This window comes from Bacillus sp. HSf4 (genome assembly GCF_029537375.1).
GTDB lineage: Bacteria > Bacillota > Bacilli > Bacillales > Bacillaceae > Bacillus > Bacillus sonorensis_A.
Map to the genome: position 1 here is coordinate 4306997 of NZ_CP120679.1, position 16887 is coordinate 4323883.

Annotated in this window: 14 protein-coding genes and 1 pseudogene; 6 read left to right on the forward strand and 9 right to left on the reverse strand. The window is 48.0% G+C overall.

Going from position 1 to position 16887, the window contains the following annotated elements; translation table 11 throughout:
* The first annotated feature begins 213 nt into the window (after nucleotides 1–213).
* The 3 genes from ald to P3X63_RS22130 all read left to right on the forward strand — a co-directional run bounded on the left by ald (nucleotide 214) and on the right by P3X63_RS22130 (nucleotide 2980).
* Nucleotides 214–1344, forward strand: a complete 1131-nt coding sequence (gene ald, locus P3X63_RS22120) for an alanine dehydrogenase (protein WP_077735911.1) — start codon at nucleotides 214–216, stop codon at nucleotides 1342–1344.
* 149 nt (nucleotides 1345–1493) lie between these two features.
* Complete coding sequence (locus tag P3X63_RS22125; RefSeq protein WP_277692104.1) at nucleotides 1494–1778, forward strand: hypothetical protein; 285 nt, start codon at nucleotides 1494–1496, stop codon at nucleotides 1776–1778.
* Nucleotides 1766–2980, forward strand: coding sequence for an alpha/beta hydrolase family protein (locus P3X63_RS22130; protein ID WP_277692106.1), 1215 nt, complete (start codon nucleotides 1766–1768; stop codon nucleotides 2978–2980). Before P3X63_RS22125 ends, P3X63_RS22130 begins: the two co-directional genes overlap by 13 nt.
* 48 nt (nucleotides 2981–3028) lie before the next feature.
* Here the strand turns inward: P3X63_RS22130 and P3X63_RS22135 are convergent, their stop codons facing one another.
* The 8 genes and pseudogenes from P3X63_RS22135 to P3X63_RS22170 form a co-directional block, all read right to left on the reverse strand.
* On the reverse strand, nucleotides 3029–3421 hold the full coding sequence (locus P3X63_RS22135) for a hypothetical protein (RefSeq protein ID WP_277692108.1): 393 nt from the start codon (nucleotides 3419–3421) through the stop codon (nucleotides 3029–3031).
* Nucleotides 3422–3452: 31 nt separating this feature from the next.
* Nucleotides 3453–3695 (reverse strand): Ig-like domain-containing protein, encoded by a 243-nt coding sequence (locus P3X63_RS22140; RefSeq protein WP_277692959.1) that lies wholly within the window; start codon nucleotides 3693–3695, stop codon nucleotides 3453–3455.
* A pseudogene (gene ganB, locus P3X63_RS22145) lies at nucleotides 3693–4913 on the reverse strand (arabinogalactan endo-beta-1,4-galactanase); the annotation flags it as partial. The gene P3X63_RS22140 and the pseudogene ganB, both read right to left, overlap by 3 nt.
* A 150-nt stretch (nucleotides 4914–5063) precedes the next feature.
* Entirely contained in the window at nucleotides 5064–7121 is a 2058-nt protein-coding gene (locus P3X63_RS22150; RefSeq protein WP_026589404.1) for a beta-galactosidase GanA, read from the reverse strand.
* 33 nt (nucleotides 7122–7154) lie between these two features.
* A complete protein-coding gene (gene ganQ / locus P3X63_RS22155) occupies nucleotides 7155–7994 on the reverse strand; it encodes a galactooligosaccharide ABC transporter permease GanQ (protein WP_277692110.1) in 840 nt (279 codons plus the stop codon).
* A gap of 3 nt (nucleotides 7995–7997) precedes the next feature.
* A complete protein-coding gene (ganP, locus tag P3X63_RS22160) occupies nucleotides 7998–9254 on the reverse strand; it encodes a galactooligosaccharide ABC transporter permease GanP (protein ID WP_026589406.1) in 1257 nt (418 codons plus the stop codon).
* An 83-nt stretch (nucleotides 9255–9337) separates the two neighbouring features.
* Nucleotides 9338–10606 (reverse strand): arabinogalactan oligomer ABC transporter substrate-binding protein GanS, encoded by a 1269-nt coding sequence (gene ganS / locus P3X63_RS22165; RefSeq protein ID WP_077735906.1) that lies wholly within the window; start codon nucleotides 10604–10606, stop codon nucleotides 9338–9340.
* 144 nt (nucleotides 10607–10750) lie between these two features.
* A complete protein-coding gene (locus P3X63_RS22170; RefSeq protein ID WP_277692115.1) occupies nucleotides 10751–11743 on the reverse strand; it encodes a galactan degradation operon transcriptional regulator GanR in 993 nt (330 codons plus the stop codon).
* A 257-nt stretch (nucleotides 11744–12000) separates the two neighbouring features.
* Between P3X63_RS22170 and P3X63_RS22175 the strand changes: the two genes are divergently transcribed.
* The 3 genes from P3X63_RS22175 to galT are packed head-to-tail and all read left to right on the forward strand — an operon-like array spanning nucleotide 12001 to nucleotide 15670.
* Nucleotides 12001–13170 (forward strand): galactokinase, encoded by a 1170-nt coding sequence (locus tag P3X63_RS22175; protein WP_026589409.1) that lies wholly within the window; start codon nucleotides 12001–12003, stop codon nucleotides 13168–13170.
* 14 nt (nucleotides 13171–13184) lie between these two features.
* On the forward strand, nucleotides 13185–14186 hold the full coding sequence (galE, locus tag P3X63_RS22180) for a UDP-glucose 4-epimerase GalE (protein WP_077735903.1): 1002 nt from the start codon (nucleotides 13185–13187) through the stop codon (nucleotides 14184–14186).
* Complete coding sequence (gene galT / locus P3X63_RS22185; protein ID WP_277692117.1) at nucleotides 14183–15670, forward strand: UDP-glucose--hexose-1-phosphate uridylyltransferase; 1488 nt, start codon at nucleotides 14183–14185, stop codon at nucleotides 15668–15670. The genes galE and galT overlap by 4 nt, the downstream gene beginning before the upstream one ends.
* A 37-nt stretch (nucleotides 15671–15707) precedes the next feature.
* On the opposite strand, the gene P3X63_RS22190 is transcribed toward galT, so the two are convergent.
* Entirely contained in the window at nucleotides 15708–16880 is a 1173-nt protein-coding gene (locus P3X63_RS22190; RefSeq protein WP_026589412.1) for an ROK family transcriptional regulator, read from the reverse strand.
* Between the last annotated feature and the right edge of the window lie 7 nt (nucleotides 16881–16887).

Here is a 16887-nt window from a genome sequence, read left to right on the forward strand (position 1 = left end):
AACACAAAATGTAAGCGATTACATTTGTTTTTTTAACAAAACGATTTTTTCTAGTAAAATATTTTTAAAAAAAATGGACACAGATCTGTCATTGTTCACGAATTTGTTAAATTTCACAAAAAAGCGCTTTCATTTTTAATTTTCCGCACGATGTTCTTCCCGATGCAGAGAATTATACTAGCGGTAGAATCATATTTTAGGGAGGAAGACATCATGATCATTGGGATTCCAAAGGAAATTAAAAATAATGAAAACCGTGTAGCCATTACCCCTGCCGGCGTTGTCGCCCTGGCCGAAAACGGTCATCAGATCTTAATAGAACAAGGCGCCGGAATTGGGAGCGGATTTGAGGATGCCGACTATTCAGCTGCCGGAGCAGCGATCATCCCCGAAGCCAAAGATGTATGGGCGAAAGCGGAAATGATCATGAAGGTGAAAGAACCGATCAGCTCTGAGTACGGCTACTTCCGCAAAGGATTAATCCTATTCACATACCTTCATCTTGCTGCCGAACCGCAGCTTGCCAAAGCGCTCGTCGAAAGCGGTGTCACGGCCATCGCATATGAAACGGTCCAAGTTAATGGAACGCTTCCGCTCCTGACGCCGATGAGTGAAGTGGCGGGACGGATGGCGTCACAAATCGGAGCCCAATTTCTTGAGAAATCAAAAGGCGGCAAAGGCATTCTCTTATCCGGTGTACCGGGTGTCAAACGCGGCAAAGTCACGATCATCGGCGGCGGTGCGGTGGGAACAAACGCTGCTAAAATCGCCGTCGGCCTCGGCGCTGACGTCACACTGATCGACCTGAGCGCAGAGCGGCTGCGCCAGCTCGACGACATGTTCGGCAAGGACATCCAAACGCTGATGTCCAATCCGCTCAATATCGCAGAAGCGGTCAAAGAGTCAGATCTTGTGATCGGCGCGGTATTAATTCCGGGAGCAAAAGCGCCAAAGCTTGTCACAGAAGAAATGATCAAGTCCATGTCGCCGGGCTCAGTTGTCGTGGATGTTGCAATTGACCAGGGCGGAATCATTGAGACGGTCGACAAAATCACGACACATGACAACCCGACCTATACAACACACGGTGTCGTCCATTATGCCGTTGCAAATATGCCCGGCGCCGTTCCGCGCACATCAACGATCGGCTTAACAAACGTCACCATTCCTTACGCCATGCAGATCGCCGGCAAAGGTGTTGAAAAAGCGATTGCCGAGAATGAGGCGCTGGCTCGCGGTGTCAACGTGGCGAACGGAAGCATCACATATGAAGCGGTCGCCCGCGATCTTGGATACGAATACACCTCTGTAGAGGATGCGCTTCGGCAAACAGCGGCTGTGTAAACCCATCCCTCCCCATCGATTTGATGGAGAGGGTTTTTTCGGTTTAAGTGACAACATTGTCACCGGGATGTAAGGAAAATCGATAGTACAAAAGCAGCCGTATGGGATAAGGTGGCACTATAAAAATTTCTCCGAGGGAGGATATGACTTTGAGACTGTTTGAAGTGCTGCTGCTTTTGTCGAACACAGGTGTATTGTTGTCCGGTTTTTTTAGAAAGAAACAGCGCAGGATTGCGATTATCATTGGAAGCGGAATTGCCCTGCTTTTCCTGGTCATACACTGGGCGACCGAAGGGTTGCGGGTGCAGCTGCTTTTCCCATATGCCCTGACGGTTCTGTTCTTTGTCGGTTCCATTTATGGATGTTTTAAAAAAATGCTTTTCGAAATATCCCCCGTCACATTTACGTGCTGTGTACTGTCATGCTTATGCTGACCGCGGGCTTCTTGTATGCTTTTCCCGTTTTTCAACTTCCGAAGCCGACGGGTGAATATCAGGTAGGAACACAGACTTTTCACTTTGTCGATTCTGACAGAGATGAGATTTTTGATGAAGTGAAAGAAGGCAAACGGGAGTTGATGGTACAAGTGTGGTACCCGGCAAAACATGCCGATGGAAGACCCGCTCCGTTTATGGAAGGCTCCGTGCTGAAGGAGGAACCGCTCTCGAAAACGCTCAGCCTTCCATCCATCGTGACCAACTATTTGACATACATTCAGAGCCATTCCTATGAAGGGGCCGAGATTGCCGATAACAGCCGTTCTTATCCGCTCATCATCTTAAACCACGGCTACAAGTCATCGCGGTTTTTTCATACTTCACAAGCTGAAAACCTTGCCAGCCATGGCTATATCGTCGCCTCCATCGACCATACATACAGCGCTTTTGCCACCGCATTTCCCGATGGAAGGATGGCCCCGATGAAAACAGATGAATATTTGATCGCTGAAAAAAACTACCGCGACAAGGTAGGGAAGGTTTGGACAGACGATATAAAATTCGTTCTCGACCAGTTCGAACGAATCAATGCCGGGAACCTTCCCACCCGCTTGAAAGGGAGTGTCGATATGAACCATATCGGCGTCTTTGGCCACTCCTTCGGCGGAGCCGCTTCATACGACGCCTCTTATGACAGCAGAGTCACAGCGGGCATTGACCTTGACGGCGGCCTGTACCGCTACCATAACCGTCCGGGTTCAACCAAACCTTTTCTGTTTATGTTCTCTGAAAGCACATTCAACCGCTTTAATAAAGTCAGACAGAAATACGTCTATACTGATAAAGAATTAAAAACAATGGGGGCAACAAGAGAAGAAATCGCTAAGGAGACAAAAGACGCCGAAGCTGAGATCGCCCATTTTCAAAACGCCGGCAAGTACGGCGGCCACATTCTGTATGTCAAAGGAATGGAACACTACAACTTTGCCGATGTCCAGTTTTTCACCCCCTTTCTCCGACAGACCGGAATGACAGGACAAATCGATCCGCTAAGAGCGGCTTCCATCGTCAACGCCTATACCTTAAGCTTTTTTGACAAACATTTAAAAAACAAAAGCGGTCGGCTGCTTGAAGGGCCGGCTGACGAGTTTCCCGAAGTGAAATTTGCCGATACGCTGTTTGATGGGAGAAAGCAATGAAAAAGAAGCCCAGATTTTGTGTCTGGGCATTACTTTTATTTTTCCCTGTCATCTTGCTTTTTGATACAATACAAAATCGTCAATACTCCCCCACGCGCCCGGCCCCGCTGTCACGCTTACACCAATCGTCACCGCCCCGTCTTTCACAAGGATCTCCGAAATCTCAGGGTTCTTCCAGTTTCCCCAGCCATTCACGGCTGCGGCAGCTCGATATTCTTGGCCGCTTGTTTTCGCAAAAAGATATAGTTCCGCACCTTCAGCGTTCCCGCCTTGCAAAAACGCCGAAAGCTGATATGTCCCCCGCTTCAACCCGGTAATCGTCTGTTCTGCTTTGAAATCGACTCTGTCATCCGAGAAAAAATGAAGTGAAACATTTCCCGACTTGGCGTCTGCGGAATTTTCCAGGTAGTCGGTGTGAGGGGAAGCGCCGTTCCCGTCCACATGCTGCTGTCATGCTCTTCAAAGCCAGGATTCAGCACAAGATTTTCAGGTGAGCCAAAACGGTCTTTCCGCCTTTGACAACACCTTCGATCACATATTCTCCAACACCTTTTTTGATGGCCCGTTTCAACGCTTTTTGATCCCATGTCACAACGGCGCTTCCCTCGTCTCCGTTATTGTAGGTGACCTTTACCGATTCAGGCAGAGAAATGTTCCCGCCTGACACTGCGTTTATCGAAACGTCTTTGATCTCGTCAATTGAAAGGCGCACCACCGCACCTGTATCGACGTATTGAAAGACGTTGAGAGAGGGCAATGGACGACCGTTGAAATCAAATAATGCCTGATTGTCTACAGCACTTCCGCCAAACCACTTTCCGGCGTCTTCGGGATCATATTCGGCGGCATAGCTTGTGGCCCAGCCCGAGCCATATGTTTCCCACAGCGTTTTATTTTTTTGGAGCTGATGAGCCGGGCCGACAGGAATCCATGCCGGCTCCCAATAAAAAACGCCAATCCCCGCGTCCCCAACATCAGCAACCGCTTGAATCACATCTCTCACCGCATGCGCCTGCCCTTGAACGGTGACCGGGTAATGTAACGTTTGGCCCGAATCTTTTGGTGCCGTGTTTTCATGGCCATCCCCGTCCTCGGCTGTATACGTATAGGAGGTCTCCGCAACCATCACCTTTTTACCGTAATGGTCGGCCACATGTTTCAGCACCGATGTTAAATTGGCTAGTGTCCCATGCCAAAATGGATAATACGAGCTTGAAAAAACGTCATAGTCTACACCGTTGCGGTCAAGGGTTTCAGCGATTGCTTCATACCGCCCCGGCGTTTCGGGATTGGTAAAGTGAAGAGCCACCAAAACATTTGAATCCACGTCTCTGACCGCTCTGCTCCCTTCATTAAACAATTCGCACATCTTTGACCAGTCTTTTTCACCGGCCATCCCCCCGTTTGTCTCATTGCCAACCTGGACCATGCCAATATCGATTCCCTCTTTTCGCATCGTCTCCAGGCTTTCTTTTGTATATTGGTAGAGCGCCCGTTTTTTATCTTCAAAGCTTAAGTTCGCCCATGCCTTTGGGGCCTTCTGTTTGGCCGGGTCAGCCCAGAAATCGGAGTAATGGAAATCGACCAGCAGTTTCATGTCGTTGGCCGTCGCCCGTTTTCCGATTTGAACGGCCTTCTCAAGATCGCTGTTGCCCCCTCCATAGCCGTGTCCTTTTCTATCATATGGATCATGCCAGACACGCACCCGCACATAATTGACGCCCGCTTCTTGAAGGGTCTTAAATATGTCCTGTTGTTTACCGGACTCATTGTAAAATTCCACGCCGCTTTGTTCTAAAGCGATCACACTGGAGACATCAACTCCTTTTATAAAATCCTTGTCGATCCCGTCTACTTTTTTTACAAAAATATCAGCTTTTACCGGTGCAGAAGCAGCCCCGGCTTCAGCCGGTCGTTCGCCTAACACGACCATCAGTGCGCAAAAAACAGCCAGCAATGTTGGGTACCTTCCTCTTTTTCTCATACTTTCTCCCACCCCTTTTCAAGAAAGCGTTTTCAATTAATCTTTAAAAAAAGCATCCGCTCATGGCTGTCATAAGAGAACGAGCGGATGACCTTGCTGCTACATATTCTTTCGGTTGACTGCGATTCTCGTTTCATACTTGTCCAATGTCACATCACCTGTGATCAATTCACCGGTCAGCATATCCGTGACACTTGATGAAAATGTAACAGGCTGGCGCTTTTCTGTGAAATTCATGACGAAGATATAATCATGTTCATCATTCTGCCGGACCTGGACAGACACTCCTTTGCCGTGATTGACCGGAAATGCCGGCTTTAAGGACAGCTCTTCCATCAAGGATTGGTAAAAATCGCGGTGAAATTGATCGTTTAACCGCGCTCCGATGTAGTGCGTTTTCCCTTCTTGATAGCGGTGGCTTGTAACAGCCGGCGAATTCGCATAAAAATCATCCTGATAGAAGCCTTCAGCGACTGCCGCGTTTATTTTCAGCACGGTTGCATAGTCTCTCAGTTCATACGACTGGTTCCGGTAAGCTACTGCATTTTTGTCGCCTGGATAAAGCGTGTCCGTCTCCATGGGCTCAATGCCAAATATCTCTTTCAGGTCGGGATGCCATCCGCCTAAATAGGTTAAGTCATGTTCATTCACAAGCCCGCTGATGTAAGTCATGACTAATGTACCGCCATTTGCCACAAATGCTTTCAAACGGGCGATCGTTTCTTCGCTTGCTAAATAAAGCATCGGCGCGATTAGAAGTCGGTATGAGGAAAAATCCTGTTCCTTGGTGATGACGTCGACGGGAATATCCCGTTCCCAAAACGGGCGGTAATGCTCATGCAATGTTTGCATATAGCGCTTCGTTTTCAGCCCAAACCCTTGCGCATCAGCAAGCGCCCAATGGTTTTCCCAGTCAAACAGAATCGCTGTGTCCGCCGGACGATTCGTGCCGACGACCTCAGACAGCTGCTCCAGCGTCTGCCCCACCTTCACCACTTCTTGAAAGACGCGGTTCTCTGTACTGTTGTCATGGCCAACAACCGCACCGTGAAATTTTTCCGATGAGCCGCGGGATTTCCGCCATTGAAAATAGAGGATGCTGTCAGATCCGTGGGCGATCATCTGCACAGAAGACAGAAGGTGCATGCCCGGCCGTTTCGCTTTATTAAAATCGTGCCAATTGACAGCGCTTGGCGTCGATTCCATTAAGAGAAACGGCTGCTGTTTCAGGCTGCGGTACAAATCATTGATAAAGCCGACTTTCATGGCCAAATCTGCTGTGCTTTCCCAATCATTGTGCCAGGCGGGATATGCGTCCCAGCTGATCACGTCCAGGTGCTTGGCAAACCTGCTGTAGTCCAGCCCTTGAAACGGAATGAGATCATGCGTGTCCGCCATAAAGTTGGTCGTAATCGGAATATTCGGCGTGATTTCCTTTAACGGAACGATTTCATTTTGAAAAAAAGAGATCGTCTGGTCAGTGACGAAGCGGCGCCAGTCCAAATTCAAGCCGTGCACCGCATGTTCCCCGATCGGAGACGGCGATTCAATCTGTGACCAATCGTTGAAGGTATGGCTCCAAAAAGGCGTCCACCATGCGTCATTCAAAGATTTAAGATCATGGTTGTACCTCTTTTTCAGCCAGTCTCTGAAGGCGTGCTGACATTGATCACAATGGCATTCTCCTCCGTATTCGTTGGAAACATGCCACATCAAAAGGGCAGGATGGCTGCCGTACCTATCAGCCAGCAAGCGGTTGATCTCTCTCGTTTTTTCACGGTATACGTCTGAAGTGAAGCAATGATTGTGCCTTCCGCCATGCAGCTGTTTGACACGTTCCGCATTCACGCGCAGCACTTCCGGATACTTTTGCGACAGCCAAGCAGGACGGGCGCCGCTCGGTGTCGCTAATATAATCCGGCCGCCATTCCGGTGAATGCTCTCAAACATATCATCCAGCCATTCAAACGTATAGACGCCTTCCTCCGGCTCAAGAGCGCTCCATGAAAAAATCCCCACTGAAAATGTATTCGTATGGGCAAGCTTCATCAGCCTGATGTCATCCGCAAGAATATCCGGACGGTCAAGCCACTGATCCGGATTGTAGTCTCCCCCGTGAAGCATGTATTTTGCTTGTGTCGTATAAATTTTTGGCATGATACTCTCCTTTTTTAGACCATATTCTGCTGACTATCCTTTTGTTCCGCCTGCCGTCAATCCTGACACAAAGTTCTTTTGCAGCATGATAAAGATGACGGCTACCGGAATGCTGATCAAAATGGCGCCGGCGGCAAACGTCGTATAGCTGGCTCCCATCACTTCATTGACTAAATTGTATAAACCGATCGGCAATGTATACGACTCCGGTGTCCGCAATATCGTCGAAGACAAAACGAAATCCCCGAGCGGCCCGGTGAATCCGTTCATGGCAACGACCGCGATCATCGGTTTGGATAGCGGCATAATAATCTGCAGAAAAATCCTTGTATTGCTTGCGCCGTCAATCTTAGCGCTCTCATCCAAATCGATGGGAATCGAGTCCATATACCCTTTCATCAAATACGTGTTCATCGGTATGAGTCCGCCGATGTACAGCAAAATCAGCAGCCAATGGCTGTTCATCATTCCCAGCATCTGCGCTAAAACAAAGAGCGCAACCAAAGCCGAAAATTGAGAAATCATTTGCAGCAGCATGAACAAAACTAAAGCGTTTTTTCTTCCTTTAAAACGAAATCTTGAAAAAGCATAAGCTGTAAAAGAAACGCTGATGACCGACCCGACCATCGTAAAGATGCTGATTTTCAGCGAGTTTACATACCATTGCCCGTATTGGAGGCTCTCTTTGCCGGCGAATAATTCTCTATAGTGATCCAATGTCGGATTTGCCGGAATGATAGAAGTACTGACCAAACTGTTGCCGGGATTAAAGCTGGCTCCCACAGTCCAAAGCAGAGGGTAGATGATAACGGCTGTCATAAAAACCAACAGAGAGTAGGTCAGAAGGAGCCGAAAGAGTCTTCTTTTCTTCATATGTTAAGCCCCCTCTTTGAAAGAATTTGTCCGTCTGAACTGCCACAATGCGATCGAGATGACAAAGACCGACAGCAGGATCGTCAATGCGGCAGCTAAAGAGTACTGGCTCGACTGCATCGTTAATTTGTAAATCCAGGACACCAGGATATCGGTTCCTCCCGCTGTTGACCCGGGAACAGCCGGACCGCCTCCATTGAATAGATAAATAATATTGAAGTTATTAAAATTAAAAGTGAATTGCGTAATGATAATCGGCGCCATCGCGATTAAAATCAGCGGCAATGTGATATGCCTGAATTTCGAAAACGCAGACGCGCCGTCAATGGTCGCCGCTTCATAAAGGTCGTCCGGAATCGACTGCAGAACACCGGTCGTTACAATGAACACATAAGGAAATCCGAGCCATCCCTGCATGAGGATCAGCGCCAGCTTCGTCCAATTGGCATTCGTCATCCAAGGAATCGGATCGATGCCGAATGCGGCGAGGATTTGATGATTGAAAGCACCGAAGCTGTCATTAAAAAGGCCGGCAAACACGAGAATGGTAACAAAACCGGGCACGGCCCAAGGCAAGACCAGAATCGTCCGGAAAAACTTTTTGAAGCGGACTTCCTTCTGATTGACGACAACCGCCAACAAAATTCCCAACCCGACTTGGAGCGTGGAAGCGACAAGCGTCCAAACGATGGTCCAAGCTAAAACATCCAAAAAGGTCGACCGCCAAATATCAACGGTGAAAATTTCGGAAAACGTTTTAAGTCCTACCCAATCGACAAGATGGGCTGGCGGAGAATGGTAGAGGTTATAGTTTGTAAAAGCTAAGGCAAAGCTGAACAAAATCGGAAACACAACGGCAAAAATCAGGATGAACAGCGATGGCCCGCTGATGAGATACGGATATCCTTGCGCCATTAAGTTTTGATATTGTTCCTTGAGTGAACTGAGCTCCTTTTGTTCATCGCGCCTCTTTCCGTTTTGGTAGGCGTCCCGCAAATTGGCGTAATAGACAGCCAGCCCAAAACAGGTGACAATCACGGCAATGATGCCTTCTGCCAATAGAAAAATCGAGTTGTCGCGCGGCACTTCGGTTCCAAGTGTAAACACGCCCCACAGCCCCATATTCAGCAAATCGCCAAAAACCGCAAAGAACGAGACGCCTAAAAGAAGGAATAACAGACCCTTTATCCATTGTTTATTGTAGAATTGGCCCAAACCGGGAACGATTGATAATAGTAAAGCTTTTTTGCGATGCTGCACCTTCTCTTTCACCTCTTTATATTGACGTCCTGATCATAAATGGCGCCAAACTTAAGATAAGTTTGACACCACCCGCCCGCGGCTTATTTGCTGCCGCTGTGCTTCGCTTTGATCTGTCCTTGTATCGTTTCGGCGGCTTGATCAAGCGCTTTTTTCGGTTCGGCTTTTCCGGTTGCGATCGTTTGCAGAGCCGCATCCGCCGGCGTCCATACTTCATTCATCTCAGGAATATTCGGTGTCAACTCTGAGTACTGAGATTGTTCGGCAACAGCTTGAGCCGCTTCGCTTTTTGTGACGGCAGGATCATCCGCCAGTTCTTTGACAGCGGGAACTTCTTTTGTGATCTCATATCTCTTCTTTGAGTTTTCTTTATTGGCGAGGAAGACGACTAATTCTTCCGCTAGATCGGCATTCTTCGAATAAGCGCTTACATTGTAGCTTTTCACACCGACAAAAGAACTCATATGCTTGCCGTTGGACAGCTTAGGCAGCTTGGCAACCCCGTAGTTGATGCCCGCTTTTTTGAATGGTTCCAGATTCCATGGGCCTGAAATGATCGCTGCTGCTTTTCCTTCCGTAAACAGCGATTCCAGCACATTGATCCCCTGCTCCCCAATAATTCCGGCAGGGAACAGCCCCTCTTGATAAAACTTCTGAATGTACTCGGCGCCTTCGACTGCACCTTTGTTGTTCAAGCCGAGATCGGCCGGATCATAAGTGCCGTCTGCATCGCTCTTAAAAATGTAGCCGCCGTATCCTCCCATGACGCTCTGCGCATAATAAATCTGGTCAAACAGCGCCAGGAAGCCGAATTTTTTGCCGTCAGCCGTTTTTTTGGAATACTCATACCATTCATCCAGCGTTTTCGGCAGTTCTTTTTCAGAAATCAAATCTTTATTATAGTAGAGCATCGTCGTTTCGACCGCTTTCGGCAGGCCGTAGACCTTGCCGTTTGTCACCTGGGATCTCATTGCCGGTTCCGTATAGATCGATTGGATTTCTTTGTCCACCTTTAATTCCTTGATCAAACCTTCCGTTACCGCTGTCCCGATTTGGTCTCCAGGCATCGTTAACACATCCGGCCCCGTTCCCGCCGGTCCATCCATCCGCAAGTCTTCGATCTGCTTTGCATAAGGCTTTTCAACGACTTTGACAGATACGCCGTGCTCTTTTTCAAATTGGGCGACGGCATCTTTGATGCCTTCGCTTTTCTCTTTATCTTCCCAGACCACGAGTTCCTTTTGCTTCGAGTCTGATGCTCCATTGCTGCTCTCTTTAGGCCCGCAGGCAGTTAAAGACAAACTGAGAGCGATGACACTGCTGATTCCAACATATTTTTTCATATTCATCATTTGTCTCATTCCTTTTATTGGAGTGAAAGCGCTTTACAAAAACAATATAGCATGTCCCAGGAAAAGTGTAAACAATTATTTTACTTACTAAGGTAAAATATTTTACGAAAAAGCGCAGGCTGTTATTCAGCAGCCCGCGCTTTTTTAATTGGTGCTTTTCCTGACCACCAGCTCCGCACCGATATATAGCGTTTTTACAACTTTTCTTTTTTCAAGTATTTGCTCCAGAAGCAATTCAATAGCGTTTTTGCAAAGCTCTTTAATATCGATATGGAATGTCGTCAGCGGGGGAGATACGTATTTCGCCACACTGATGTTGTTGATGCTGATGATGCTCACCCTGCCCGGGATGGCGATCCCTTTTTCATTTAAGGCCTGAAGGCAGCCTACGGCAATCGGGTCCGCCGCTGTAAAAAAGGCCGTCGGCAGCTTTTCACCCAATCTTTCAACCGCTTTTTCCATCAGATGGTAGCCGTTTTCCACCGAAAAACCCCTGCGGCAAAAAATAAAGCTTTCCTCCAAGAGCCCTTTTTCCCTCATATCATCGCGAAACGTTCGTTCCCTTACGTCCATTTCGTCTTCATCAGTATTGGGATTATGGTACGTACCGCCGATAAAGCCGATCTTTTCATGCCCTTTCTCAATGAGAAAGTCTACCGTTTTCCTCGTCATCTGCTTTAAGTCCGGTCTGACTGAATCAAAATGATTCGGATCAGGCGTCGAATCGATGAATACTCCGTGAGGCGTCATCTGTCTTAATCGGATTAATTCATCATCTGAAAATGAGCCGACCGCAATGAATCCTTCTATGTTTTCGGGAATGGCGTCAATGCCGCCCGAAATTTTATAGGTCGTCAGTTCAACGTTGAATTGCTTTGCGAGCTTCTCGATTTCCAGCCTCATCGTTTTAAAATACACGTCTTCAAGCTCTTCTTTATCCGTCAGCCAGTACAGAAACGCGATGTTTTTCACCAGTGTCCTGATCGTTTTCTTACGGTAGTTCAGGCTTTCCGCCACTTCAAATATTTTCTCCCTCGTCTCATCAGGTACGGAAAGGCTTTCGTCGTTATTCAATACGCGGGAAACCGTTGAGATGGAATACCCCGCCTTTTCTGCAACATCTTTTATCGTCGCCACGATTGTAAAACCTCCATGTGAACATCTTTATTTTAAAAAGGGATTTTATTTTTAGTAAAATATTTTACTAATTTAACGTTGATTTGCGTAAAAGTCAAGTGCTGATTGCCCTATCCCTGCCAATAAGGATTTTACATGAAAACGCTTCATTTGAAAAAACACTTTTTATTGCACCAATTGAAAACCCGTAGTAAACTGATGTTGAACTTAATTAAATTAATTTATTAAGTCTGCACGTCAAACGAATGGGAGGATATATGAATACTGCAGCCGCTTTATCTAACGACTTTCATTCTATTTTTAAGACAGAAAAGACACCGCGAACCTTTTTTGCTCCGGGAAGAATCAACTTAATCGGCGAACACACGGATTATAATGGAGGGCATGTTTTCCCCGCCTCGATTTCATTTGGCACCTATGCCCTTGGCATAAAGCGCGATGATCAAATGATCCGTTTCTATTCAAAGAACTTCCCTGACAAAGGAATCATTGAATGCAGCTTGAGCGATTTAGCCTTTGATCAGTCTGACGGCTGGGCCAACTATCCGAAAGGAATGTTCCTTTTGATGAAAGCGGCAGGCCATCAAATCATTCACGGCGCCGATATTTTGTATTACGGAAATATTCCGCACGGGGCGGGCCTCTCTTCTTCCGCATCGATTGAGCTTGCGACAGGCGTTTTGTTAAAAGGGCTTTATGATTTGCAAACAGACACAATCTCCATGGTGAAGCTCGGACAAAAAGTCGAAAACGAGTACATCGGCGTGGGGAGCGGCATTATGGATCAATTTGCGATCGGCATGGGGAAAAAGGATCACGCAATTTTGTTAGACTGCCATACACTTGATTACACATACGCTCCTTTCGTGTTGAAGGAACACGATGTGATCATCATCAATTCAAACAAACAGCGGACGCTGGCCGGGTCTAAATATAATGAAAGGCGCGCCCAATGCGAAGAGGCGCTCGGCGATCTGCAGCAGGAGTTATCGATCGCAAGCCTGGGCGAATTGACGGCGGAAGCATTTGAAGCTCATCAGCACCTCATCCGCAATGAAACCAATCAAAAACGCGCCAAACATGCTGTGTACGAAAATGCCCGGACGCTGAAAGCGCTGGAAAAACTTCGCGAGGGCGACCTTGCCGGATTTGGCAAGCTGATGAATGAATCTCATGTGTCATTAAGGGATGATTATGAAGTGACAGGGCTGGAGCTTGATACCATTGTCCAAGCGGCCTGGGAACAGGACGGCGTCCTGGGTGCCCGCATGACCGGCGCCGGGTTCGGCGGCTGTGCGATTGCGATTGTAGAAAAAGACCGGACAGACAGCTTTAAAGAACGCGTGAATGCCGTCTACCGCGAAACAGTTGGCTATGATGCCGCTTTTTATACTGCTGCGATAGGCGACGGCGCCAAAGAAATATAGAAAGGGGAATTGATATGAGTGTGTTGGTTTTGGGCGGTGCCGGCTATATCGGTTCACACGCCGTGTATCAATTAATAGACAGAGGGGAAAACGTCGTTGTCGTTGACAACCTCGAGACCGGCCAAAGGCAGGCGGTACATCCTGATGCAGCCTTTTATGAAGGGGATGTGCGCGATAACAACTTCCTTCGCACTGTTTTTGAAAAGGAACATATTGAAGAAGTGATCCACTTTGCCGCCAGTTCACTTGTCGGCGAATCGATGATAGATCCGCTCAAATATTACGACAACAATGTATCCGGAACACAGGTTTTACTTCAGACGATGCTCGAGCACGATGTAAAAAAAATCGTATTCTCCTCGACGGCGGCCGTCTATGGAGAGCCTGAATCGGTGCCTATTACAGAAGACATGCCGACAATGCCGACAAGCACCTACGGGGAAACGAAACTGATCATGGAAAAGCTCATGAAGCGGACTGAAGAAGCCCATGGGATCAGCTTTGTGTCTCTCAGGTACTTCAATGTTGCAGGAGCAAGGGAAACGGGAGAGATCGGAGAAGACCACCGTCCGGAAACACACCTTGTCCCCATCATCCTGCAAACCGCTCTCGGACAAAGACCGCATGTTACGATTTTCGGTGATGACTATGATACACCCGACGGCACGTGCATTCGTGACTATGTTCATGTTGAAGACCTGATTGACGCCCATCTGGCGGCATTAAACTATTTAAGAAAAGGCGGCAAAAGCGATATATTCAACCTTGGCAGCAGCGAAGGATTTTCGGTGAAAGAAATGATTGATGCGGCCAGAAAGGTAACCGGGAAAGACATTCCCGCCGAGATCGGCAAGCGCAGATCCGGCGACCCGAGCATCCTGATTGCCGGATCTGACAAGGCAAAGCAGGTTCTGGGCTGGAGGCCTTCGCGCACTTCTGTAGCAAAGATCATTAAAGACGCCTGGAAGTGGCATTCCTCACATCCAAACGGGTACAGGAAGGAAGTGTCAACATGATTGAACAAGACATAGCCGGACTTATTCAAAAAGCGCTTGAAGCAGGGTTAATCGAACCGGCTGACGTGAACTACGCGCGCAACCAAGTGATGAATCTGCTGGGCCTGGAATCGTTTCCTGAAGAAGCCCCTGCGGCTTCCGGCGGCTCCATCCCAGACCTTTTGGAAAAACTCGCCGACTATGCAGTCGAACACGGCGTGATAACCGACGACATAGACGCGAAAGACATGCTGGCGGCAAATGTGATGAACTGCTTTGTTGCAAGACCTTCTGTCATCAATGCCGTGTTTCAGCAAAAATACGAGCAATCGCCATGGGAGGCCACCGAATATTTTTATCAGCTCAGCAAAAACAGCAACTACATCCAGACGAAACGAATTGAAAAAAATGTTTCGTATCAGATGGATACACCTTACGGCACAATGGATATTACGATCAATTTGTCAAAGCCGGAAAAAGACCCTGAGCAAATCAAACGGGAACGCGCCGCTGCAAAACAATCACGCAGCTATCCGACGTGCCTATTGTGCAAAGAAAACGAAGGGTATGCCGGACGAATCGGATATCCTGCCCGGGCGAACCACAGGATTATTAAAGTCCCGCTCGCCGGTGAAAGCTGGTATTTTCAATATTCTCCATATGCTTACTATAACGAGCACAGCATTTTATTTTCTGAGCAGCATCGGCCGATGAAAATTGATAAGCTTGCCTTTCACAGACTGCTTGCTTTTACAGAGCTGTTTCCGCATTATTTTATCGGATCGAATGCCGATTTGCCGATCGTCGGCGGGTCTATTTTAAGCCATGACCATTATCAGGCCGGACGATATGAGTTTGCGATGACGCGCGCGGAAGACGCGTTCTCCTTTCAAATCAAACAACACCCTGACATCGAAGCGTCCGTTTTAAAATGGCCGATGTCTGTCATCCGCTTGAAAGGAACTGCGATCAACAGCCTTGTTGAAGCGGCGGACGATATTTTTCAGACGTGGAAAAACTACTCGGATCAACAAGCGGATATCACCGCTTTTACAGATGGTACGCCTCATAACACGATTACGCCTATCGCAAGAAACGTGAGCGGCGTTTATGAAATCGACCTTGTGCTCAGAAACAACCGGACATCTGCCGAGCACCCATATGGCATATTCCACCCGCATACTGATGTTCACCATATTAAGAAAGAGAATATCGGCTTAATCGAAGTGATGGGCCTAGCCGTCCTTCCTCCCCGCTTAAAGACCGAATTGGCGGCAGTAAAAGAATTCCTGCTCGGTCAGTCAGATGCCGTTGAAGCGCATCACCGGGAATGGGCCGAACAGCTCAAAGCCGAATACGGAGAGCTGTCCGAGCCGGAGCAGGCTGAATCAATTGTACGAAAAGAACTTAGCAAGAAATTTGTCAAAGCCCTTGAGGACGCCGGAGTTTTTAAAGATCGCGAAGCTTTCATGCGCTTTATCCGCACAGTCAATCATCAGGGGTAAGGCTTCACCGGTGTTAAAATAGGCGAAAAAAATAAGCTTACTTTAGCACCGGATCAAACAGCTCCGCCAGCAGCAATGAAACGGCTCCGTAAAGCGTCGCTTCATCGCCGAGCTTCGTTATCGTCACATCCGTCTGCCTCGCTTCGGCTGTTAAAGCTTTCTGCTGTATCGTTTCTCGTATCGCCGGCAATATGAACCTCCCGCCCTTCATCACTCCGCCGCCCAGCACGATTTTGCCCGGATTGACAAGATGAATGAAGTTGGTCAGCCCGATTCCGATGATCACACCAGTTTCCCGAAAAAGTTCGATACACGTTTGGCAGCCGTTCTCGGCCATTTCAAACAAATCTTTAGCTGTCAGGCTGTCCTGCCTTTCCTTCAACCGCTTTTTCCCCCGTTCGGCAATCGCTTTTCCGCTCACAATCGTCTGCAGGCAGCCGCGGTTGCCACATTCGCACTTTTCTCCATTGATATCAATGATCATATGGCCCAGTTCACCCGCGATTCCTTCAACTCCATGGTACAGTTTTCCGTTGATGACGATCCCCGCACCGACGCCGCGGCCAATATTCACGGCAGCCATGCTGCCTGCGTCATCGTGGCCGCCGAACCACGATTCGCCAAGCGCCATCGCCCTGGCATCGTTTTCAACTCTTACGGTTAAGTTGAATTCTTGTTCCAGCACATCTTTAATGGGAATATTGGTTAAGTTTAAAATCGGCGCAATGCGTGACATTCCCGTTTCAGCATCGACGACCCCGTGCATGGCGATGCCGATCCCGATGATCTTTTCTTGATCGACATCGGCCCGCCCCAAAATCGCATAGATATTTTCTTTTAAAACATCCATGAACATCTCGTTTGTCAGCGGTTTTTTCAACAGGCTCGATGTCCGCTGCAGAATCCCTCCGGCTAAATCGGTTAAGACGCACTCCACCGTCTCAGGCCCGGCATCAATGCCTATGACATAAAAGGCACCTGTGTTGATGTGCAGCATTGTCGGCTTTCTTCCGCCGCTCGAATGACCGAGCGTGCTTTCTTTGACGAGTCCTTGTCCGATCAGCTCTTTGACAATGCTTGAGACCGTAGGCGGGGTAATCTTCGTCTCTTTGGCGATCTCGGCTCTCGAAATCGGCTCTGATGTTCTGATTTTATTGAGAATGATCGACTTGTTCACCGATTTCATTAATTGAAATGTTCCTCGCTGCATGGGAATC

What these genes read in the sequence shown, in the direction of transcription:
- P3X63_RS22150 (WP_026589404.1), bottom strand. Translation starts at nt 7,121, where the DNA reads ATGCCAAAAATTTATACGACACAAGCAAAATACATGCTTCACGGGGGA.
- P3X63_RS22175 (WP_026589409.1), top strand. Translation starts at nt 12,001, where the DNA reads ATGAATACTGCAGCCGCTTTATCTAACGACTTTCATTCTATTTTTAAG.
- galT (WP_277692117.1), top strand. Translation starts at nt 14,183, where the DNA reads ATGATTGAACAAGACATAGCCGGACTTATTCAAAAAGCGCTTGAAGCA.
- galE (WP_077735903.1), top strand. Translation starts at nt 13,185, where the DNA reads ATGAGTGTGTTGGTTTTGGGCGGTGCCGGCTATATCGGTTCACACGCC.
- ald (WP_077735911.1), top strand. Translation starts at nt 214, where the DNA reads ATGATCATTGGGATTCCAAAGGAAATTAAAAATAATGAAAACCGTGTA.
- P3X63_RS22190 (WP_026589412.1), bottom strand. Translation starts at nt 16,880, where the DNA reads ATGCAGCGAGGAACATTTCAATTAATGAAATCGGTGAACAAGTCGATC.
- ganS (WP_077735906.1), bottom strand. Translation starts at nt 10,606, where the DNA reads ATGATGAATATGAAAAAATATGTTGGAATCAGCAGTGTCATCGCTCTC.
- ganQ (WP_277692110.1), bottom strand. Translation starts at nt 7,994, where the DNA reads ATGAAGAAAAGAAGACTCTTTCGGCTCCTTCTGACCTACTCTCTGTTG.
- P3X63_RS22130 (WP_277692106.1), top strand. Translation starts at nt 1,766, where the DNA reads ATGCTTATGCTGACCGCGGGCTTCTTGTATGCTTTTCCCGTTTTTCAA.